Source organism: Rhodophyticola porphyridii (assembly GCF_003688285.1).
Classification (GTDB): Bacteria; Pseudomonadota; Alphaproteobacteria; order Rhodobacterales; family Rhodobacteraceae; genus Rhodophyticola; species Rhodophyticola porphyridii.
Genome location: NZ_RCNT01000006.1, coordinates 216,191 through 236,450, shown reverse-complemented (window position 1 = coordinate 236,450; position 20,260 = coordinate 216,191). Strand labels below are relative to the sequence as shown.

Below are 20,260 nucleotides of genomic sequence, written 5' to 3'. Positions count from 1 at the left end.
TCTATTCTTTGGTCTCTTTATCCACGGCGGCATCGCGCGCGCGGGCCTGTGCCTTGCGGCGCTGAAGGTTCGCTTTCAGTGCCGATTTCAACCTGTCTTCGCGGGTTTTACCCTTCTCTGACCGGTTGTTTTTCGAGGTCTTCCGCTCCATGCCTGCCTCTCTACCGCAGGCGCGCGATAGGGTCCAGATTGCGCTTGCGTCATTGGGCAATAGCGTCTAATCCACCGCCCACGCGAGAACGCGGGCCGCAGTAGCTCAGTGGTAGAGCGCGTCATTGGTAATGACGAGGTCGGGAGTTCAATCCTCCCCTGCGGCACCATCTCGCTTTTTGACCCCGAAAATCCCCCTAAGGAGCTGAAAGGGAAGGAAAAATCGGGAGTTCGATACACCCCATTTTTGCAGTACCGAAGCGGCTTCGAAAACGCCAATCTGAGCACTAGCTGACGCATGGCGTGATCACCATTTTTATAAATATTCCAAGGACTTGACAGGAATTTCAGGGCGAGTTCGATACATTCCTCCAGCCGTCCCTTCGGAGGGATTGTTTTCTCCAGCCTTTCAGCAAGTACGATCTTGTCGCGTTCCAGCTTCTCGATCTTTGCCTCATATGCGCTGACGAGCGACGCCTTGTCGGTTTCGACAATCCGATCCAGAAGGCTGTCGATCTGGCGCTCAACGTCGCCAAGCTGCTTCTTGAAAGCGTCCTTGTCGCTCTTGGCTGCTGCGAGGCGCATATCCCAAGCATCCCGCATCATCGCCTTCGTTAGAGCAAACAGCCCCTTCGCAGGCTGCATGCTCTTCAAAATCTCCGCGAAGCCGTCTTCGATCTTCGCGCGCGGCACAGACTTGCTCTTCGCCTCACATCCTCGCGTGATGCAGAAATAATAGGGGTAGTGACGGCGGCATCCCTTTGACCAAGCCGCCGTCATTGGCTTTCCGCAGCAGTCACAGAGCACAAAGCCACGCAGCGGAAAATCCTCGTTGTAGTCTTTTCGCGCGGCAGGAGCCCGCTTGCGGCCTTCGAGATTGTCCTGAATACGCTGATACGTCTCGAAACTGATAAGGCCTTCATGCTGGCCTTTCCTAAGACTGACACCCCACTTCGGCGCTTCGACATAGCCCGCGTACACGACCTTCTTCAGAAGGCGCGTCACCGTCATCGCACGCAGTGAGCCGTCCTTGAAGTCCTTCGGAAAGTGCGGGTTGCGTTCCAGGAAGCGCTGCACTTCCGCCTGTGACGCGAAGTGACCAGAAGCAAAGCCTTCAAGCGCTTCACGCACCACGGGCGCAAGAACCTCGTCAGGGACGAGAACCTTGCCGCCACTCGTGGCCGAGCTCACATAGCGATAGCCGACAGGTGCGCGGAAAACCCAAAATCCGCTTTCTACGCGCGCTTTCATCTTCTGAACGACCTGGCGGCGGTTTTGTTCGCGCTCAAGCTCGCCCTGCGCCGCAATCACGGTTTCGATGAACTTGCCTTCAGGCGTATCTTCAAAACGGAAATTCAGGCATTCAATCGTTGCGCCGCGCTTTGTGAATTCGCGGCGTAGCTTCAAATGAAACTCAGTATCACGCGCAAAGCGCTTAAGATCATCGAAGATGACGACATACGGCTTGCCCTTCTGAGCGTCGAGATAGCTCAAAAGGGCAACCATCCCTGGCCGCTTCATGAAGTCGCCGCCGCCGCTCACGTCATCGGGGAAGACGGCTTCGACCTCATAACCCTTATCATCGGCATAGGCGCGGCAGCGCTGCTCCTGGCTTTCCAGTCCGCCGCCAGCGATCCTTTGCTTGGTTGATGACACGCGGCAATAGATCAGCGCGCGTGCCATCGTTGCACTCTTCTTGTACTCGTCCTTCATCTTACCTCCAGACCCCCTTGCGGACTGAATCCGTTGGGTTTTTCTTCTTGTTCGGGTTCGTCCGAGCATACCGCATCGAAGGCTTGGCTGGCAGTCTTGCCGCCACTTTCGGCCTCTTTTCCACAGACTTCTTGCAGCGGATGGACACCGAAGCCCATTTCAACGAAGCCTACGATCATGTTCCAATGCCTCTGGAGGAACTCTTCCTTCTCGGCTTGCGTCGCGTCCCAGCCGTCAAGGAAGGCCTGATACTTCTCGACATCGACCAAGATCATTGGCTTCGAGGCCGTATCGAACTGTACGCTCAGGCCCTCCAGACCTGTCGTGGTTTTCATTTCATTCATGGCGTCACCCTCCCGAAGGAGGCCTCCATATCTGTTACTTTTATTTTACCAAATTTCCGCTGAAACCCGCAAATTTCTGCGGGTTAGAAGGGAATCTCGTCATCGATATCGCCGCCGATGTCTCCGCCGAAAAGCTGCACATGAAGCTCCGGCTCCAGCGTATCGAACAGATCGGCCTTCATCCTCATTTCGGCCTGTTCGATGGCATGCTGGAGCAGGATGGCCGCAAGCTCTTCGCGGTCATCGCAGCAGCGCCATTCGGCGAGCCGCTCCAGCTTCGGCCCAAAATGCGGGCCGAGATCGACCGTGTAGAAAAATTCAGGGATGTTCCTGTCCATTAGAGTTCCCTCACATAGCTCATGACCAGTTCGCGCACGTCCGCGCCCAGCTTCTCCCAATCCACGGGCACGAAGCCGATCAGCCTGCACGGCTCGCCATAGTCGGGAAATGTCACCCTGCGGCCCTGGAAGCCGTAATAGGCGCAGTAGCTGACCGACAGGCAGGGCTGACCGCCGCGCGTGGGATGGTTGCACTGGTAGTCCCAGCCGACATGCGGCGTTCCGACATAAAGAACGCCGCCGACCAGACCTGCCGCCATCACCATGCGCGGGCGCAGGATGACCGCCTTGCCGAGGCGGAAAGGCGCGAGCGCAACCTTCCCGAGGATGCGTCCTGCCGTGCGCAGCTTCCCTCCCTTGCGGGACTTCCTGCGCTTCCGGCCTTCGGTCTTCACCTCATACATCGCCATGTCTCTTCCTCACTCTTTCTTCGTGTAGCTCAGCACCAGGAGCGGCTCTTCTTTGGGATAGTCCGTTCCTTCGAGCGGGTTTTGCGCCGCCCATTCGGCCCACGGACTGACGAGCCAGAAGGGCATGCGCTCGCCGAGGATCGGCTTCACGCCGCGCACCAGCAGGAGCTGCTGACCCGTGCCCATCGCCGTGACGTCTTCCGCCCGCATGAGCGGCTGACCCGTCTCGGAAAGGCTCTGGCCGATCTCGTCGTCATCAAAGCGGCCAAGGTTGTGGTTCAGTGTCTTGACCGTCTTCTGACCGAGCGCCCTTGAAAGGCTCAGCGCCCGCTCGTCGCTGTTCACGGCGAAGAATTGCTTCACCTCCGCCTGCGAAAGGATCGTCTTGGCCGTGTTCGGGCCATAGAGCCGAACCAGTTCGGCATGCTCCTGCACGACCATCCAGACGCGGACGCCCAGGCCAGGCAGCGCCGTAAGGCTTTCGGCCAGCCCCGAGAGCTTGCCCAAGTTGGCAAACTCATCGAGCAGGAACAGAACCTGTCCCTTCTCGGGCGAGGTCGAGACCGCCGTGATCGCTTCATTCACGATCAAGCCGAGCGCCCTGCCGTGCGAGGCAATCCGCTCGGGCGGGAAGGCCAGATACACGGTGACATTCCCGCTCTTGAGATCGGCGAGCGAAACATCGTTCCCTGACACCGCTTCGGCGAGGTAGCCGCCAGGCTCGAAGATCGCGAGTTGCTGCACCGCGCCCGCACGGAAATCCTCGAACTGTTCCGGCGCATCCCTCATCCGCGCGGCCAGATCGTCGCCCAGATCGGCGAGCAGGCCGCCCAGGGCATCCGACCTTTGCATTGCCGCAATCACCCGCCTGAAACGGGTCGGGTTTGCGATGATGCGATAGAGTTCAGGCAGCGTGCAGCGCTCGGGGTGATGCACCGCCAGAAACAGTCCGCCCCCGTAAATCATTGTCCGCGATCCGTCAGGGAAGAACTTGTTCTTCGTGTCTTCCGTCTCGGGATAGATTTGCAGCGCCTTGGCGCGCATCTCTTCGGGCGCGCCGCGAATACGCGACGGATCGGAAGCCATCTCGATCAGGCTCTGAAGCGGATTGATCCGATGACGCGGCATGCCGTGCAGCCCCCAGGGATTGAAGACCGCCACATCCTGACCCAGCCGCTCGCGCCGATGCTCCGCCGTGATCGCGGCAAGCTCACCCTTCGGATCGGTCACGATGACCGAACCCTGATAGTGCAGGAGGTTCGGGATCACGAAGCCGATGCCCTTGCCCTGACGCGCAGGGGCTTCTGTGTAGAGGTGCGCTTTGCCGCCGAAGAACAGCGGCTCGCCGTCCTTCAGGCCGATATAAAGGCCGTGCGGCTCTAGGAGCCCTGCATCCTCGCAGTCATCCAGATCGGCAAATGCCGCCGTTCCGTAGATGCCCGAGACGACTTCCGCGTCCTTGCGCTTTTCCCGCTGCAAGATGCGCTTCACATAGCCCATCACGCCCGTCATCATGCTGAGCCCGCCCATCGCCTGCATCGTGCCGATGCGGAAGCGGTCGCCCGCGTCGAGCGGTGTGCCGAATATCTCGGGATAGGCTGCGGCCATCGCGAAGAACGACGCGCCGACCAGCAAGATACCCGTGGGCGATCCTTTTTGGGGGTTATTCATCGGATTGGCTTTCTTTGAGTGTTTGGGCGTGGCGGGGCGGCTGGGTGCCGCCCGCGCCGAAGTTCAGCCGTTCTGCTTGCCCTGGTTGACGGCGGCGTTGATCCGCTCCTTCTCCTGCCAAGGCATGCCGTTGGTGTTCACCGACCCGCCGGTCGCACCGATCTGGCGCGCATGCTCGGTGCTCATGGGTTTTTGATTGCTCATCTTCGTCTTCCTTCGTTTTTCAGGCTGAAACGCTCATCGCTTCGCCTGTGAAAAACGTAGGTTCGCCGCGAAAATAGTTCACGATCAGGGGCATAGCCCTTGGCCGTGCATCCTGAATCCTGATAGTGCTTCCATGCACGCTCATGCACAGGATTGGCAGCGATGAGTTGGGAAGGCACAGATGACCAGCACCGAGCGCTTCTGACCGCATTGCGCGAGGTCAGAAGCAAGAACGGACTTGGCCATCTCGAAACATCTCTAGGCCGCGATCCGCGAACGAGAGATCGAGCACATGCGCTACAACTTCACAAGGACAGGCCCGTGCATCGCACGACGCTATTCCGTTGGATCAAGAATCTCGACTCCAACCCAGCCGCGCCCATCTCGGACGAGTACCTTACTTGGTTCAAGCTGGATGCGAAGTATGGAAGAAAACAGCTCGTATATGACTTCCTGACTCAATCTGCTGAAGTCAGGACGTCACTTTTCAAGCCCGTATCGGCGTTCCCGAAAGGGCTCTCGGACTACCTTGTTGCCGACGCAAGCCGACTTGCGAAGCCCTTCGACAAAGACCTGAGCAAGCTCGACGGCGCGTTCGAGCTTTACCGTCCCGCCTGGACGACGCCGCATCGGCGCGACCGCGTTCTGGTTTCAAAGTTGCTCTTCGCCACCGAAAACGGTTTCACACGGTTTCGGGAAGAGCAGGACTATATCGACCCCGAATTTCAAAATGCCCGCGTCCGTGAAACTGACGAGGGGGCAGTATTCTTCACCGCAGCCAATATCATCCTCATGGGTTTTGGGATGAATGAAGAGCGCGTGAAGCTCTATGCCGCGAGTAGCTGGTTCAGCTCATTGAGTGGCGAGTTGCCCGTCACGCGACTGAGTGGCTCGATGATGGGCGTTTCGGGACGGCGCGATCAAAAGGGCTATCCATTCGTCGCCGTCCGCTCACCCAAAGCCTTTGGTGACATCACCACCGAAATCGTCTCGGCGAGCGATCCACGCTTCGATGATGAAACGATGGCAAGCCTGCGGCTTGACGCATCCAGGCAGGATTCCGTTTCCCCCGCGCATGGGCTATAGGGACGGCCATGCGTGTTCTGTTTGTCTGTACCGCCAACAAGCTGCGAAGCCCGACTGCCGAGGACCTCTTCAAGGACTTCGGCGGGCTTGACGTGCTGTCCGCTGGCACGGATGCGCAGGCACCGCGCCCCCTGACCAAAGAGCTTGTCGCCAGTGCCGATCTGATCTTCGCGATGGAGACCCACCATCGCGAGCGGATCAGTAAGAAGTACAAGCAGCGCCCAACAGACAACCGCATCATTACGCTGCACATCCCTGACGAATATGAGCGGGGTGATCCCGAGCTGATCGAGCTACTGAAGGCACGGGCTGAACCCCGCCTTCACGACCTCTGCGGCACGGACTGAGATCGCAGCAAGCGCCTTGCGGTCTCAGCCTCCGTAAGCTACCGATGTCTTTGTACTACAAAGAGCGGCAACCGTTTGTACTACAACGGCTTTTTTGTACTACACGCCGTTTTTCCCCGTTTCGTGGGCAGCAAGATGTGTTTTGTAGTACAAAACCATCTTGGCAAGGGGGCCGCTGCGCGCCCCCGTTGCATCCCCCAGGCCGTGGCTCTGTCGGGCATTGAGCCCATCCAGAGCCAGTAGAACGTATCGCCGTTCCATCACTCGCGGGAGACTTCGCTCTCCCTGCACCCATCGATCAAAGGGCTATCGCGCCCCTTGAAACCCTCTCGCACCGTCTGGCCGTTGCATCACCAATCAGTGGCGCGTTCCTGCTCCCCCGATACCCCCATGACCATTTCATGGAGACGATTTCATCGAGACCAAGGGAAGGGAGCTTTCGCGCTGCCCTTCCTTGGAACCTTCCCATCGACCAAGGAGCCTTCGCGCCCCTTGGAACCCTGACCAACCCTGCGCGGATTGGATACGCGCCCATTCATTCGCTCGTGACGAGACCAGTCCGATATCCAAACCCTGCATCTGGGTCGCGGAACTTTGCCCGGAAGCGATCTTCAAACTCAGGCGACAAGAGGTCGTAAATCTCGTTAAGGCGCTTCCCGAGTTTGCGTAGGGATATGTTGTGGTCCCGTTGTAGCTCGACCAATCCTTCCTTCATGTATCGTTTGGAGTTTATCCTCTTTCCCAGGCTATCCGCTCCCCTCAAGTCCTGGCCGTTGCGTTCGAAGCTCGCAGCCATTCGGAACGTTTCATCGCAGGAGCTATGAGTGCGCTCCCAGCCCTGATGTATGCGGGAGTTGCGCTCGTAGCGCAGTGCTTCATGATCGTCCTGCAGCGCCTCAAGGAGTTCGATCAATTCAGTGCGAACGCCTCGTTTCTTAAGGCCGCGAACAGTGCACTGACGGGCTTCGAGGCCACTCTCAAAGACATCGTTGGCAAACAAAAGAACACAATCAAAGACGGAAATGAGCCTCATCAGAAACACGTCACATGCTACATTTAGCCAAGCGTATCGGTCGACCGCCTGTCGGCCAGTATCCCAATCAGACGGATCGACCCAGATCAAATCACCGGCAAGGTTCAGCGACTCCACTCGGCGTACGAGACTTCGCATACTCATCCCACAGTGGAACACATAACGGCAGTCTACAAATTGACTGAGTTCCTCGTACGTCTCAAAGTTCAGCTCAACGATACCAAGGTCAAAAATGCGCCCGATCAGCTCGTGATCATCCGAGGACATTATCACCCGCTTCAGGAACCGGATCTGCTCTCTCTTTTTGCTCGACTGCCTATGCATGCCACTGCTTCTTTCTCGTTCTGATCCGCGCCAGCAGCACTCTGCTGCTTAGTCGTTGCCACGTCGTCTCGTCTGATTTATCATTTAGATCATGCAGTTAAAAAGCATATCATTAAGCGATTTGCGAGTGAACCGCGCAAACGACAGGCATGGCGAGTTGGAGAACGAGACCGCTGCTATCGCTTGGCTGTTCAACGCGCGTGAGACCCATATGCGCAACTTGGCGAAGGATATCGTCGAGCAGGGCACAATTTATGAGCCTCCACTGGTATCGCCGGACAACGGCGTCTTTACGGTCTTCGATGGAAACCGCCGCGTCACTTGCCTGAAGCTTCTTGAGAAGCCATCTCGCGCTCCATCCACACAACTGCAGGAGTACTTTGCCGCGTTGCGAAAACAGTGGTCTGGCACTTTCCCAACCAAGATCACCTGCCATGTTGAGACGGACCGTGATCGCCTGGATAGTATTCTGTTTAGGCGGCATACCGGATCGCAAAACGGCGTAGGTCAATCGACCTGGGACGACCGAATGAAGAACAACTTCATTCTTCGGACGGGCCAAGCCAGCGGCTTCAATGTGGCAGATGAAGTAGAAGCAAGGCTTGCTGAAGCAAAGTTATTGCCCGGTCGAAGGAAAATTCCCCGGTCAACCATGAACCGTTTGCTGTCAGCAGAGACCTTTCGTAATCGATTTGGTTTCAGCGTTAGAAAAAAGAAGTTCGAATTCACACACACCGAGAACAAAGTGCTGGCAGCGTTAGCTCGCGTCGCCGAAGACCTGGCCACAAAGAAGGTCGTTCTTGGCGACCTTTGGGATGTCGATGGCAAAAGGCGCTACCTCGATAGACTTGAACACGAGGGTGTCCTTCCTACGGCGGCTGATGCCCTACAGCCAACTGGCCCAAGAACTCCGACGCCAACTCCCCCGAAGCCGCCCGGCCCCAAGCCGAAGCCGACGCCACCACCTAAGCCATCATCGAGGACGACCCTTATCCCTCACAAGGACTATGGAATCACTTGGCCTGGGAGACTTCAGCGTCATCATGAAATATGGGAAGAGTTGCAGTTTCACCTTGATCTAGGCAAACACCGAAACGCAATCTCCGTTCTTTTTCGCGTTCTTCTTGAGCTTTCTGTTGAAAACTACATAGCTCGCCAGTCGACAGCGGCACATAAGGACGACAAACTTGCATTGAAAGTTCAGAAGGTTGGGAAGCATCTTTTTGATCAAGGCAAGATCGATAAGAAGCAGTTCGACGCAACGAAAAAGTTCTCACAGATGGGACAGCTGGTTTCCGCTGATACGCTAAACAGATATGTACACTCATCAGACTTCGCACCATCCGACCACCACTTGACTGCTATGTGGGACAGTCTCTCTGACTTCATAGTTCGGTGCCTCGAAGCATAGAATCTCAGCGAACCCACCTGACCGACCCTGCGCGGATTGGATGCGCGCCACCTGACTTCAGGTGGATCAAGAGCCAGAGCTCACGCCGCCTTGGATCGGCGCACGGCAGCCGCGATGTTGTGCCTGCCGACGATGCCTGCGAGACTTGCAACGACTGTTTTTCGACCGCACGAGGAAGGCACTGCTTGGACACGCGCAGCCCTGAACAACGCCGTCGCATCATGCAGGCTGTGCGCAGTAAGAACACGACACCGGAGATGATCGTGCGCCGTTTGCTGCACAGGCTCGGCTACCGCTTCAGGCTGCATCGAAAGGACTTGCCTGGCCGACCTGACATCGTGCTCCCGAAGCATCGCAAGGTTATCTTCGTTCATGGCTGCTTCTGGCACGGACACGGCTGCCCGAAGGGGCGACCGCCCAAGTCGCGGCAGGACTACTGGCTGCCGAAGCTCGAAGCGAACGTTAACCGAGATCGTGCGAAAATCGCCGAGCTGGAGCGTCGTGGCTGGGACGTGCTCGTGATCTGGCAGTGCGAGACAAAAGACACCGACAGTCTCGCCCGCAGGCTACAAGCCTTTGTGGATGAATCGTAGAAAGCGATCGACATCCTGTGCTAGCCAAGCTAACATGACTCGTTGAGTCGAGTAGCAGGGGCAGGACACGGATGAGACCCATCGGAATCGATCTTTTCGCCGGAGCAGGTGGCTTGAGTCTTGGCTTTGAACAGGCCGGGTTCGATGTTGCGGCAGCCGTGGAAATCGATCCCGTGCATTGCGCCGTTCACAAGTACAACTTCCCCAAAACTGCAATCATTCCGCATTCGGTCGAAGGGCTGACGGGTGACTTCATCCGCAAGGTCGCGGGCATCGGCAATGCGACAGTCGATTGCGTGTTTGGCGGTGCGCCGTGTCAGGGCTTTTCGTTGATCGGGCATCGAGTGCTAGACGATCCCCGCAATAAGCTCGTTCTCGATTTCGTTCGCATTGTTACAGAACTCAAAGCGCGGACATTTGTATTCGAGAACGTCAAAGGCCTGACAGTCGGAAAGCACAAAGCCTTTCTTAAGGAACTTGTCGGTGCGTTCGATGCTGCGGGATACGATGTGCGTGTGCCGTGGAAAGTCCTAAATGCAGGAAATTTTGGCACACCCCAATTCCGCGAGCGTCTTATTTTGCTTGGCTGCCGCAAAGGGGAAGAGCTCCCGAAATATCCAATTGAGCGCACGAATCTTGCGGGAAAGGCGAAAAGGATTGACGGGCTTTCCGATGGCCCGACTTGTACTGATGCGCTCGGCGATCTTCCTGACGCCGATCGGTTCGGGACGTTGCTCGGCTCCGATTCAGTCAAGACTTCGAACTATGGTGAGCCATCGGACTACGCTGCCGAGCTGCGATGCATGACCAATGATGCTTGGCACTATGGTTATGTTCGCGACTGGAATCCTGCGCGGCTTACATCGAGCGCCCGTACCGAGCACACGGACATCTCACGCCGAAGGTTCTCGGAAACTGAACCTGGAATGGTTGAGCCGATCAGCCGCTTCTTCAAGTTGCCGATGCAAGGCGTATCGAACACCTTGCGAGCGGGTACCGATGGTGCGCGAGGCGCGTTCACGAGCCCGAGGCCAATTCACTACAAGTACGACCGCTGCATCACGGTGCGCGAGATGGCGCGGCTGCATGGTTTTCCCGATTGGTTTCGCTTCAACGTTACCAAGTGGCATGGCGCGCGGCAGATCGGGAACGCTGTTCCGCCGCCGCTTGCTCGCGCCATCGCCGCCCAAGTCATGAATGCGCTCGGCGCGGAGCCGACACGACCGGAAGTGACATTGGAACTTGGGGACGAAGCCCTTCTGGCGCTCGATCTTTCGGGTGCGGCAGAGCACTTCGGTGTGAAGCCGCCGCCTAGCCGCCGCGACAAGAAGAGCGGCGCGAAGAAGCGCAAGCAGATTGAAATCGAGCGCGAACGCCTCGCCGAACAGGTGGCTCATGGCTAAGAAGGCGCGCAATCGGTACCAAGCACTGATCGAGAAGATATTCTTCGATCATTACAGCGTGGGTGCGACTTCCCTCGACTTTACGCGGCAAGAAATCAAAGACGCGGCAACAACCCTTGGGATTGTCCTACCCGACAACCTTGGCGATGTGATCTATTCCTTCCGTTTCAGGACGGACTTGCCGCCCCGCGTACTCGCGACGCAGCCGAAAGGGATGGAATGGGTGATCGAACTGGCGGGGCGCTCGCAGTATCGCTTCTCGCTCGTGAAGATCAATCGCATCGTTCCGCGCGACGACCTCGTGAAGATCAGCATTCCTGATGCCACGCCTGAGATCATACGGGCGTATGCACTGGACGACGAACAGGCCCTTCTTGCCATCGTTCGCTACAACCGATTGATCGACACGTTCCTAAGCCTGACGACCTACAGCCTCCAGAACCATCTTCGGACAACCGTGAAGGGTATCGGCCAGATCGAGATTGACGAGCTTTACGTCGGCATCGACAGGCGCGGTTGCCACTACGTCATCCCCGTCCAGGCCAAAGGCGGCAAGGACCAGATCGGGATCGTGCAGACTTCGCAAGATATTCGGTTTGTTGAAGAAAAGTTCCCCGATATGCGTTGCCGCGCTATTGCCGCACAGTTCATGGACGATGAGATCGTCGCGCTCTTCGAGCTGACTCTTCAAGACGGTGAGATCAAAGTGGTCGATGAAAAGCACTACCGTCTGGTTCCTGCCAAGAACCTCGATCAGAAAGCAATTCGCGACTATCGAGATTGATAAACGCAGAAACTATTTGGCTTAGATGGGCATCATTTAGAAATGGATAGCAGGCGCTCAATAAGGGCGAGCCGCTTGATTTCAAATTCCAAAAGGAATATCGTCAGAGGATTTTGGTCGTTGAGAACGCGCACCTAGGAAAGGCAGGGGAAAATGACGGAAGAAACACCAGCAGAATTATTCGGCGGGCCTACCAAACGTTTTTTTGTTTCCATGCTTACGCGAGACATTGAGCTAGATGATGCCATCTTAGACTTGGTCGATAACTGCATCGATGGCGCAATGCGAACTACTAGCGCCGCGCTAGATTCAGATAAACCCTATGCGGGATTTCGAGCTGATCTTACAGTGACGCCTGAAAAATTTGAGATATCTGATAATTGCGGTGGAATCCCGTCAGATTATATCGAGGAAGCCTTTCAGCTGGGGCGACCAAATATTAAGAAGGATGGCGATTTGCCAACCGTTGGTATGTATGGAATCGGAATGAAGCGCGCAATATTTAAGATGGGAAAGACTGCGACAGTATTCTCGAATGCTGATGATGGGGCGTTCCACGTTGATTACTCCGCTCAGTGGCTGAATCCAGAGAATACGGAGTGGACGCTGCCAATTTCACGCCAAGGTCGAAAGAATGGGGATAATGGCGTGAGGATTTTAGTGTCTGACCTCAAGGATGAGATATCAAAAGCGTTTTCCAATAAGTCTTTTTTAAATAGACTCATGGCTGGAATCCAGGATCATTTCGGTTACCTCATGCAGAAGGGTTTTGAAGTCAGTGTTAACGGTGTTGACCTTGTGCCAAAGACTCTTGGACTCTATACTTCGGCACATTCCGGAGAGAGTGAGATTCGGCCCTTCGATTATTCTGGGCTTTTCGATAGTGTGGAAATTAGGGTAACGGTTGGGTTTTTCCGAGCGCTTGTTAGAGAGGCGGAGATCGATAAGGAGACAGAAGCTCCGGTCGACGCAGAGGCAGCAGGTATCTCCGTTGTCTGTAATGATCGGGTCATACTCTTGGGGGATCGGACCATAAAGACTGGTTGGGGAGATGCTGGAGTTCCTCGTTACCACCCACAGTTTCGATCAATTGCAGGGCTTATTGAGTTTAGAAGTAATGATGCTGAAAAACTCCCAATCTCAACTACTAAACGCGGACTTGATGCGGGGTCAGATGTTTATTTTGCTGCGCGAAAAGCTGTTACTGAGGGATTGAAGACATTTACATCATTTACAAATCGCTTCAAAGGAATTGAATCGGAAGCTAATGAGTTTTTTGCCAAATCTGCGCGATCCGATGTTAAGACAACAATCCGTTTGGCTCAGGAGCATGGCACACAAGTTCGAGGTGCGAATGCTAAGAAGTATGTTCCTGTTCTGCCTGAGCCGACCAACAAAGAGTCCCGAAAAAGAATATCGTTCATTCGGCCAGACGACGAAGTCAGGGCAGTTTCGGAGTATCTCTTCCAGGATTCGGGACAACAGCCCTCAATTGTCGGTGCTGAGTGTTTTGATCGCTTTCTGAAGGAGGCCAGGAAGTAATGTCGGCTTCTACTATTCCGTATCGCTTGCGGCCAAACAAGTTCATTGATCGCGAGATATTTGTGGACTTGATAAATCACCTGGTACCGCAGAGGGGTGCTTCTGAATATGTCTACATCTCAATGGGTGGCATGCATTTGGTCGATCACTCGATTGTCTATCGTAGGACTGGCATCCCCAACCTCTATTCATTCGATCATGAAGAGAAGACTGTTAGACGTCAAAATTTCAACAGACCGTTGGAAACTGTTTTCTGCGAGCAGCTCGGGAGTGACCAGCTCGCGAGCAAGTTGGATCAGATAGTGTCAAACTTTGACAATGCTGCGAATGTGGTCGTCTGGCTCGATTATACTGATCCGAACCAGAGGCTTGAGCAACTTCAAGAGACGGCCGCTGTAGCCATGCGCCTGCAGCCTGGTGACATTCTTCGCGTTACCGTAAACACCCATATACCGACGCTCGACGAGAATGGGGATAGCGGCGCATGGAAAGCGGCGGGAGCTGAAAGCCCTGGTGCATACCGTTGTGAGAGATTGAGAGCTCAAATTGGAGAGTACTTGCCAACTGATTTGAGAGCCATAGCTGAGACAGGTTTTCCATCTGCGATGTTGGGTTCAATTTCAGTTACCCTTTCAAAAGCCTCACGGGAGAGTGGGGCTGGATTGAATTTCCAACCTGTTTTGTTGACATCCTATAAGGATGGCCAAAGGATGACTACGGCAACGGTAATTGTCGATAGTGAAGATCATCCATTTCGGGCTGACAGCAAAACTTGGCGATTTATGCCGAAGGATTGGATGGACGTACTTGAAATTTCGGCCCCAGATCTATCCCTTCGGGAGAAGTATCGGATAGATCATGAGATTTCCAAATCGTCAGCGGACATTAACCAATCTCTTGGTTTTCCATTGTCCGAGACTGAAAATAAAAGCATCGCGGCGATCGAAAGCTATAAAATGTTGCGTAGGTATTATCCATCTTTTCATCATACGGAAGCGTAATGCGCCCGGCACCGCTTCGCGGACAGGCTCTCGTGAACCGAGCCCGCCTGTGGCGGTCTCGGCCATTCGGCTTCCATCCCTTGCGCTGATCTGATGCCAGCCCGTTCGGGCTGACTTTCCCTTCTTCTTGTTGGGGTCTGCGACCCCGTTCGCCGTCAAGACCAAGCCCTTCGCATGAGCTGCGGGCGCAGCCAGCGGTCTCCCCGTCCTTCCTTTGCTGCGCTCCGTGCAGGACGGGCGATCCCCCTCCGCTGTCTGCGGTCTGTGACGGTCTCCCCCCTCTCTTCGCCAGAGGGGCAGTTCGGTTGCATGCGCAACCGAAGAAAGGAGAAAAAACAAATGAAACAAGACGTTTACCAGAAAGTCACCGACAAGATCGTGGCCGACCTTGAGAAGGGCGAACTCACATGGCTGAAGCCGTGGAGCGCTGGCAACATGGACGGGCGGGTGCTGAAGCCCCTGCGCCATAACGGCGTGGCCTATAGCGGAATCAATGTCCTGATGCTTTGGGCGGCAGCGATGGAGCAGGGCTATAACTCCCCGTTCTGGATGACCTACCGCCAAGCCAAAGAGCTAGGGGCGCACGTCCGCAAGGGTGAGCGCGGCCAGCAGGTCGTCTATGCGGGAACGCTTTCCAAGACCGAAGAACAGGACGACGGCAGCGAAGAGGAACGCAGCTTCCGATTCATGAAGGCCTATACCGTCTTCAATGTCGATCAGGTCGAGGGCTTGCCCGAGCACTACTACGTGAAGCCCGAGCCCGTCATCGATCCTGCCTTGCGGGACGAGAACGCCGACAGGTTCTTTGCTGCCACAGGCGCAGACGTTCGGCATGGTGGTAATCGGGCGTATTACAGCGGCGGCAGCGATCACGTGCAGATGCCCGTTTTCGAATGCTTCCGCAGCCCCGAGGCCTACTACGCGACCTTGGCGCATGAGTTGACCCACTGGACGAAGCACAAGAGCCGTCTTGATCGGGACTTTGGCCGCAAGCGCTTTGGTGATGAAGGCTATGCCCGTGAGGAACTGGTCGCAGAGCTCGGCGCGGCTTTCTTGTGCGCCGATCTAGGCCTCACGCCCGAGCCTGGCACCGATCATGCCGCCTACATCCAGAGCTGGCTGAAGGTCTTGAAGGACGACAAGCGCGCAATCTTCAGCGCCGCCGCCTACGCCCAGAAGGCCGCAGACTATCTGCAAAGCCTTCAGCCCGAGGCGGAATCCACCAACCAAGAAGAACAGGGAGTCGCCGCGTAAGCGGCGGCTCTCGCACCGCATTTTTCAAAGAAAGGAACAAAAACAATGACATTGGAAGTCCACAACATCACTTGGCGCGGCGTAGACATCGAGATTGTCTATGCCGAGAAGAAATTCGGAGTCATCGATCATGTCGAGCTGCGCACCGAAGGCAAAGCGCCGCTGCCCGTCACCGAGACAGGCTACCGCTCCGAGTATTTCGCGCTTGGCACGGCCAAGGAATATGGCGGCGTTGTCCCTCTTGTTACCGCTTGGCTCGACCACGAGGCCGAGCGCGTGAAGTGGCACGGATCGCAGCTTTCCCTTTTCTAGGGCAGGAAAATTCGCGGCTGGCCTCACGGCCAGCCGCAGCTTCTTAGCGGAGAGCTGGCGCACGTTCTGCCAGCTCATCTTCGATATGGCGCATCGAGGCGAGCGCAGTACGCTGTGCCTCGCTATCGCGGGGCGCAGCAGTGAAGGCGAAGAATGCCTCCTTGCGCAGACCGTAGAGCTGCACGGTGCTGAGCTTTGCCGCTTCAAATCGAGTAACGAGTTTCATGTAATCCTCCTTTTGCTTCAAGGAGGCCCCGGACCGCTCAGGGCCTTTCGGCCCTCGCTCACCATCATCATCGGCCATAGAAGGCCCTGATGGTTCGGCGGGGTACTTGAACGCGAAAATTCAGGAGGTGCGCTGAAGCGCCTTTTCTCGATTAGCGGCGGCAAATGCGATGCGCCGCAGGTCTGATCGGTCATTGTGGAAAGAGGCGACCAAGAGCCTGATCTTGCCCGTCCCGTGCGATGGCAGGGCGCAGCGCCACCTTGCTCCAGATGCGGGATATCTCGCCCAAGAAGATGAGCAGCCGTGCTATCGGCCCTCGAAGAAGAGGCTGGCCTTTGGGACAGACGCGGATTTTTCCGCTCCGTGCCGCTCATGCCCCTTTGTTGTCGGATCGGCTTGCAATGACACACCCGTGAATCCCTTGGCCGAAGGCGGCGCGCTCTTCAATGGGACTGCCCGCACCACCTGGCTGCGCCAGCCGTGTTGCCCATGAGGACCCCGCCTCATGCCTTCGCCCGATGCGGGAGGGCGTTAGCAAGCCAACCCAAAAACAAAGAAGATGAAATCATGGCACGCGAAACCAAAACCACGACCCAAAGCCCGAACGCACCCGACTTCCTGGCCTGGCACGTTACCCAGAAGGGCGAGAAGTCTTTCTGGAACAAAGTCGGCGCGGCCTGGACGCACAAGGACGGGCAAGGCTACACGCTCCAGCTGGAGACTTGCCCGATCAACGGACGGATCGTCTTGCGCCTACCGCTCGATGATACGCCGCCACAAAAAGAAGAGGGGCGCTGATAGCGCCCTTCAAATCATGGCGCCATACGGTTGCTAGTCGCCGCACTGTTGACATTTGAACAGCAAGGCGCATCTGTGGGCACAAATGCACGCGCCACCTTGATTTTGGTCAGTAGTTCTGACATAAATTGTACGTTAGCTTGCGGCAAAGTCACTTTTTCTTTAACCTAAAGTGATAGCGTTAGTAGTACTACGTACTTATCCACACCAAACACAGAAGGAAAACCAGATGCTTCGACAAATTTTTTTTGCTGCCCATGAACCGTATGATGAGTGGCCTGACCCGCTCATCGTGATGGAGTCTGCATTTATCGAACCGTATGATGAGTGGCCTGACCCTCTGTAAGGATCGAGAAGGAAAACTGACTACTCGATCCTGAAATCGCTCCTAAAGCGCTCTATTCTCTCGGACGATACTTCGACATGTTGTGGTGTGGGTTTCTTGCCGTCGCATATGTCACGAGCCACCTTCATTCCTCTGGCTCGAAAGTCCTCTCCCCCAAGCATCACTAATGTTCGCGCTGCGGAGTCGTGCAATTCGACCCAATGTTTCTGATCCTTTTTGGCATACTCAAGGCAGCGTAAGGCTTGATCCAGAAGTCGCTCTCTTCTCTCTTCATCAAATGTTCCATTCAACAGTCTCAGACAAAGCAATTCGACGCAACCAAAATAGACAACGCTACACATAATTTGATTGCGTAAAAACACTACCTTATACTCTTCTCCTATCGATCTAATCGCATCTACATCAGTTCGAAGAATTTCAATCTCGCGGAGAGCATCGTGGGCTAAATGCCACGATATGCCTGCTGCCTGCGTAAGTGGAATTAGATCCTTGGCTTCTTCTAACTCGTCGCCGCGTGCAACTTTCCTGAACTCTTCTTTATAAAAGTCCCAGTAGGTATATGCAATTCGCCCGAGAAGCCGTGCACGACTAAACTTTGCGAAGGCAGAAACTGTGGCCTTAGTGATAGATATTGACGCCTGTTCCGCTTTTGCAACAGCTGCTGTTGTCGCCCTGTCTTTGATGAACCAAAAAATCAAGCCGCTGATGGCAGAAAGAAAAGCGATAATCGCGACGAAGAAGGCAAGTAAGTTCGCGTTGACCCCGAACCACAATCCCAGCCGCTCGTCTATTCTGTCATCGATCAATTGTTCGATATCTTGAACCACGTCACGTGCGTTCCCAATGCCAAGGACCTCACTCTCTTTTGGGGAAGATATAGTCGTGTCAGCGACTTGTGGCCAAACCGGCTCTGCTGAAAGTAGCGTTGAAGCAACGGCGAGCATTGGTAGACTTGAAAGCCGGGACTTTGAGACAAGGTTTGTCATTTATTCACCCTCGAACTGACTTGCTATTTGATTGCGTTCTATACCACCACGCTTGCGCCGTAGATTCTTTTCTTCGCACGAAGTCGCCAGCTAGGCCCAGCGTGTCAATAAGCGCAGTCTTATAGGGTTCCCCTAAGGATCAAAGCGCCGCCGCCGCGAGCGCGGCGGCCTCGGACGCGGGCCGTCATCGCCGTCGCCATCGCGCTCGACCTTGCGGCTTTGCGTATGATCGATGCGATCCAGCTCCATGTAAGCGGCCACGTCCTCGCGGAGTTGAAGCAGCTCTTCCTGTGCGGCCTCGCGCTGCGCCCTGATCTCGTGCTCAAACGCCTGCCGCTCTTCGAGCTGGCGCATGATGAGTGCGTCTTTCTCGTCCCGATCACGGCGCAGGGATTCGAGCGTTTCACGCTCGTTCTGCGCCTTCACCTTGGCATAGCGCCCTGTCAGGCGATGCCAGATACCTGAAAACCCTTTCGGCAGACGCGCGGCGCGCGCCAGCGTCTCGGCCTGCCAGCGCTTTTCATGGGCTTCGCCCAAAGTGCGTCGCTCTTCGACGTGCCGCCCCACGACTTCTGCCTTGCGGAATTCGATAAAGGCCGACCGCCGTTGAGCGTCTTTCTCGGCCTGTTCGATGAATTTCCTGATCTTGCCCGTCATGCGGGCGGCGATCTCGGCTTTCACCCTATCGACGGACGGCAGCTCTGTCGGATCGCCGAGCTTGGCGACAACCTCCTTGACCTTAATGCCCGCCTTGCGGGCGATGCCATAGACCTCGCCGCGATAATCGACGGCGACAAACGCCCGACGATCACCTTGCGCCAGAACGAAGCCGCGCTCTGCGAGCGCTTGCTCGAAAGCCGCGCGGTTGTCGGACGTTTCCCAGGCATTTCGGAAGACGGCCTTCAGCTCCTTCGGATCGAGGCCGATCCGCTTTGCCTGCTGCCATTCTGCGCGAGTAATGCTCAAAGGATCGCGCAAGCGCTGATCTTCAAGCCCGCGCGGCATATTCCAGCCATACTCAAGGAACAGCTGACGCGACACGTCGCGCAGCTTCACCTTGTAATGGCTGATATTGATGGAGCGCATCCGCTCGTGATCGATCCGCGACCAGACCGCATGAGCATGGCGGCGACCGTCCTTCTCGTGAAAGACGACCGCGCGCGGCTGGCCTTGCAGCCCCAGCTTCTCTTCGACCTGATCGATGGCCTTCTCGAAGGCTTCGATGCTGACATTCTCGCCTTCGGGCGGATTGAAGCTCATCGAGAACATATAGTTCTGACAGCGCGTCCCTTGCGCGATGGCATGAGCTTCGCCGAAGGCATCGATCAGATCATCGCTGATGAATCCGCGCACTTCGTGCAGCTCGACGTGCTCATTGTCCCGCTGATCCAGAAGGTAGCGGGCGAGCTGCGGGGCATCCCCGCGCTCTTTGGCTTTCAGGATCACGGCTCAAGCTCCGGTCCGCCGAGCGCTTTCAGTAGATCGGCGCGGAGTTCGGCGATCTCGCGGCAGGCCTCTCGCAGCTCTTCTTCCGTCTCGGGCGTGACGGGCAGAGAGCCCGTGTTCACGGCCTTTGCGAGCTGGTTCAGGTTCGAAGACAGCCGCGAAGCGCCGAGCGCGCCCATGACGCGTCCGAGCGCTTCTTTATCCTTCACAGGGCTATTGCCGCGCCTTGTGCGCGGGGCAACATCGTCGCCTAGCAGCCGCTCGCGGATATAGGCCCCGAGCGGCTTTCCATCCGCTTCTGCCTCCAGCCGCGCTCTTTCCTCGTAGGTCAGGCGCAGCGAGAAGGGCGGTGGATACTTCTTCGGCGTATCCGCCTCGGGCGCAGCTATCTTATTGAAATTATGGCGCGAAGTCGTCATTTTCGCACCTCAGACTCTTCGAGTCTAAACGTGCGAGATGGCGTTCCCAGGCTTCCAATTCATCGAAGAGAGAGTTCAAACTTTCTCTCTCCAGCTGCACCATTTCCATCTAAGCTGTG

At 56.1% G+C, this 20,260-nt stretch carries 22 protein-coding genes, 1 tRNA gene and 1 pseudogene; 12 read left to right on the top strand and 12 right to left on the bottom strand.

All coding sequences use genetic code 11. The features are described 5' to 3' along the window. Position 1: 1 nt before the first annotated feature. Positions 2–151: a hypothetical protein gene (locus D9R08_RS19140; RefSeq protein WP_158598998.1), complete on the bottom strand. Its 150-nt coding sequence runs from the start codon at positions 149–151 to the stop codon at positions 2–4. Positions 152–245: 94 nt separating this feature from the next. On the opposite strand from D9R08_RS19140, the gene D9R08_RS13245 reads away from it, so the two are divergent. Continuing rightward, positions 246–320 (top strand) — tRNA-Thr (locus D9R08_RS13245). 547 nt (positions 321–867) lie between these two features. On the opposite strand, the pseudogene D9R08_RS19430 reads toward D9R08_RS13245, so the two are convergent. The 6 genes and pseudogenes from D9R08_RS19430 to D9R08_RS19135 form a co-directional block, all read right to left on the bottom strand. Then, positions 868–1,833 (bottom strand): annotated as a pseudogene (locus D9R08_RS19430) (recombinase family protein); the annotation flags it as partial. Positions 1,834–1,859: 26 nt separating this feature from the next. After that, entirely contained in the window at positions 1,860–2,207 is a 348-nt protein-coding gene (locus D9R08_RS13230; RefSeq protein WP_121898530.1) for a hypothetical protein, read from the bottom strand. Positions 2,208–2,290: 83 nt separating this feature from the next. Continuing rightward, positions 2,291–2,545, bottom strand: a complete 255-nt coding sequence (locus tag D9R08_RS13225; RefSeq protein WP_121898529.1) for a hypothetical protein — start codon at positions 2,543–2,545, stop codon at positions 2,291–2,293. Then, complete coding sequence (locus D9R08_RS13220; RefSeq protein WP_147450681.1) at positions 2,545–2,955, bottom strand: hypothetical protein; 411 nt, start codon at positions 2,953–2,955, stop codon at positions 2,545–2,547. Before D9R08_RS13220 ends, D9R08_RS13225 begins: the two co-directional genes overlap by 1 nt. A gap of 9 nt (positions 2,956–2,964) precedes the next feature. Next, positions 2,965–4,626 carry a type IV secretory system conjugative DNA transfer family protein gene (locus D9R08_RS13215; protein ID WP_121898527.1) on the bottom strand — a complete coding sequence of 554 codons (1,662 nt, stop codon included), beginning with the start codon at positions 4,624–4,626 and terminating at the stop codon, positions 2,965–2,967. A gap of 63 nt (positions 4,627–4,689) precedes the next feature. After that, positions 4,690–4,830 carry a hypothetical protein gene (locus D9R08_RS19135; protein ID WP_158598997.1) on the bottom strand — a complete coding sequence of 47 codons (141 nt, stop codon included), beginning with the start codon at positions 4,828–4,830 and terminating at the stop codon, positions 4,690–4,692. Between the two features lie 162 nt (positions 4,831–4,992). Here D9R08_RS19135 and D9R08_RS13210 point away from each other — a divergent pair, with 162 nt between their 5' ends. Together D9R08_RS13210 and D9R08_RS13205 are read left to right on the top strand one after the other, a co-directional pair. Further along, the gene (locus D9R08_RS13210; protein ID WP_147450680.1) at positions 4,993–5,916 is read left to right on the top strand and encodes a hypothetical protein; all 924 of its coding nucleotides are present in this window, start codon (positions 4,993–4,995) and stop codon (positions 5,914–5,916) included. Positions 5,917–5,924: 8 nt separating this feature from the next. Beyond that, a complete protein-coding gene (locus D9R08_RS13205; RefSeq protein ID WP_121898525.1) occupies positions 5,925–6,263 on the top strand; it encodes a low molecular weight protein tyrosine phosphatase family protein in 339 nt (112 codons plus the stop codon). Positions 6,264–6,798: 535 nt separating this feature from the next. Here D9R08_RS13205 and D9R08_RS13200 read toward each other — a convergent pair. Continuing rightward, on the bottom strand, positions 6,799–7,563 hold the full coding sequence (locus tag D9R08_RS13200; RefSeq protein WP_147450679.1) for a Cthe_2314 family HEPN domain-containing protein: 765 nt from the start codon (positions 7,561–7,563) through the stop codon (positions 6,799–6,801). A gap of 148 nt (positions 7,564–7,711) precedes the next feature. On the opposite strand from D9R08_RS13200, the gene D9R08_RS13195 reads away from it, so the two are divergent. The 8 genes from D9R08_RS13195 to D9R08_RS13160 all read left to right on the top strand — a co-directional run bounded on the left by D9R08_RS13195 (position 7,712) and on the right by D9R08_RS13160 (position 15,920). After that, on the top strand, positions 7,712–9,031 hold the full coding sequence (locus tag D9R08_RS13195; RefSeq protein ID WP_121898523.1) for a hypothetical protein: 1,320 nt from the start codon (positions 7,712–7,714) through the stop codon (positions 9,029–9,031). 185 nt (positions 9,032–9,216) lie between these two features. After that, positions 9,217–9,624 carry a very short patch repair endonuclease gene (locus tag D9R08_RS13190; RefSeq protein WP_267898154.1) on the top strand — a complete coding sequence of 136 codons (408 nt, stop codon included), beginning with the start codon at positions 9,217–9,219 and terminating at the stop codon, positions 9,622–9,624. 71 nt (positions 9,625–9,695) lie between these two features. Further along, complete coding sequence (locus D9R08_RS13185; RefSeq protein WP_121898521.1) at positions 9,696–11,027, top strand: DNA cytosine methyltransferase; 1,332 nt, start codon at positions 9,696–9,698, stop codon at positions 11,025–11,027. Continuing rightward, on the top strand, positions 11,020–11,811 hold the full coding sequence (locus D9R08_RS13180) for an endonuclease (protein WP_121898520.1): 792 nt from the start codon (positions 11,020–11,022) through the stop codon (positions 11,809–11,811). Before D9R08_RS13185 ends, D9R08_RS13180 begins: the two co-directional genes overlap by 8 nt. Positions 11,812–11,964: 153 nt before the next feature. Further along, complete coding sequence (locus D9R08_RS13175) at positions 11,965–13,353, top strand: ATP-binding protein (protein WP_121898519.1); 1,389 nt, start codon at positions 11,965–11,967, stop codon at positions 13,351–13,353. Beyond that, entirely contained in the window at positions 13,353–14,354 is a 1,002-nt protein-coding gene (locus D9R08_RS13170) for an O-methyltransferase (RefSeq protein WP_121898518.1), read from the top strand. Before D9R08_RS13175 ends, D9R08_RS13170 begins: the two co-directional genes overlap by 1 nt. A gap of 339 nt (positions 14,355–14,693) precedes the next feature. After that, a complete protein-coding gene (locus D9R08_RS13165) occupies positions 14,694–15,608 on the top strand; it encodes an ArdC family protein (RefSeq protein WP_121898517.1) in 915 nt (304 codons plus the stop codon). 45 nt (positions 15,609–15,653) lie between these two features. After that, entirely contained in the window at positions 15,654–15,920 is a 267-nt protein-coding gene (locus tag D9R08_RS13160; protein ID WP_121898516.1) for a hypothetical protein, read from the top strand. A 43-nt stretch (positions 15,921–15,963) separates the two neighbouring features. On the opposite strand, the gene D9R08_RS13155 is transcribed toward D9R08_RS13160, so the two are convergent. Next, complete coding sequence (locus tag D9R08_RS13155) at positions 15,964–16,146, bottom strand: hypothetical protein (protein WP_121898603.1); 183 nt, start codon at positions 16,144–16,146, stop codon at positions 15,964–15,966. 567 nt (positions 16,147–16,713) lie between these two features. On the opposite strand from D9R08_RS13155, the gene D9R08_RS13150 reads away from it, so the two are divergent. Continuing rightward, on the top strand, positions 16,714–16,944 hold the full coding sequence (locus D9R08_RS13150) for a hypothetical protein (RefSeq protein WP_121898515.1): 231 nt from the start codon (positions 16,714–16,716) through the stop codon (positions 16,942–16,944). A gap of 366 nt (positions 16,945–17,310) precedes the next feature. Here D9R08_RS13150 and D9R08_RS13145 read toward each other — a convergent pair whose 3' ends face one another. The 3 genes from D9R08_RS13145 to D9R08_RS13135 all read right to left on the bottom strand — a co-directional run bounded on the left by D9R08_RS13145 (position 17,311) and on the right by D9R08_RS13135 (position 20,141). Next, positions 17,311–18,276, bottom strand: a complete 966-nt coding sequence (locus D9R08_RS13145) for a hypothetical protein (RefSeq protein WP_147450678.1) — start codon at positions 18,274–18,276, stop codon at positions 17,311–17,313. Between the two features lie 132 nt (positions 18,277–18,408). Further along, positions 18,409–19,722: a relaxase/mobilization nuclease domain-containing protein gene (locus D9R08_RS13140; RefSeq protein ID WP_121898513.1), complete on the bottom strand. Its 1,314-nt coding sequence runs from the start codon at positions 19,720–19,722 to the stop codon at positions 18,409–18,411. Further along, positions 19,719–20,141, bottom strand: coding sequence for a plasmid mobilization relaxosome protein MobC (locus tag D9R08_RS13135; protein WP_121898512.1), 423 nt, complete (start codon positions 20,139–20,141; stop codon positions 19,719–19,721). The genes D9R08_RS13140 and D9R08_RS13135 overlap by 4 nt, the downstream gene beginning before the upstream one ends. Positions 20,142–20,260 lie beyond the last annotated feature (119 nt).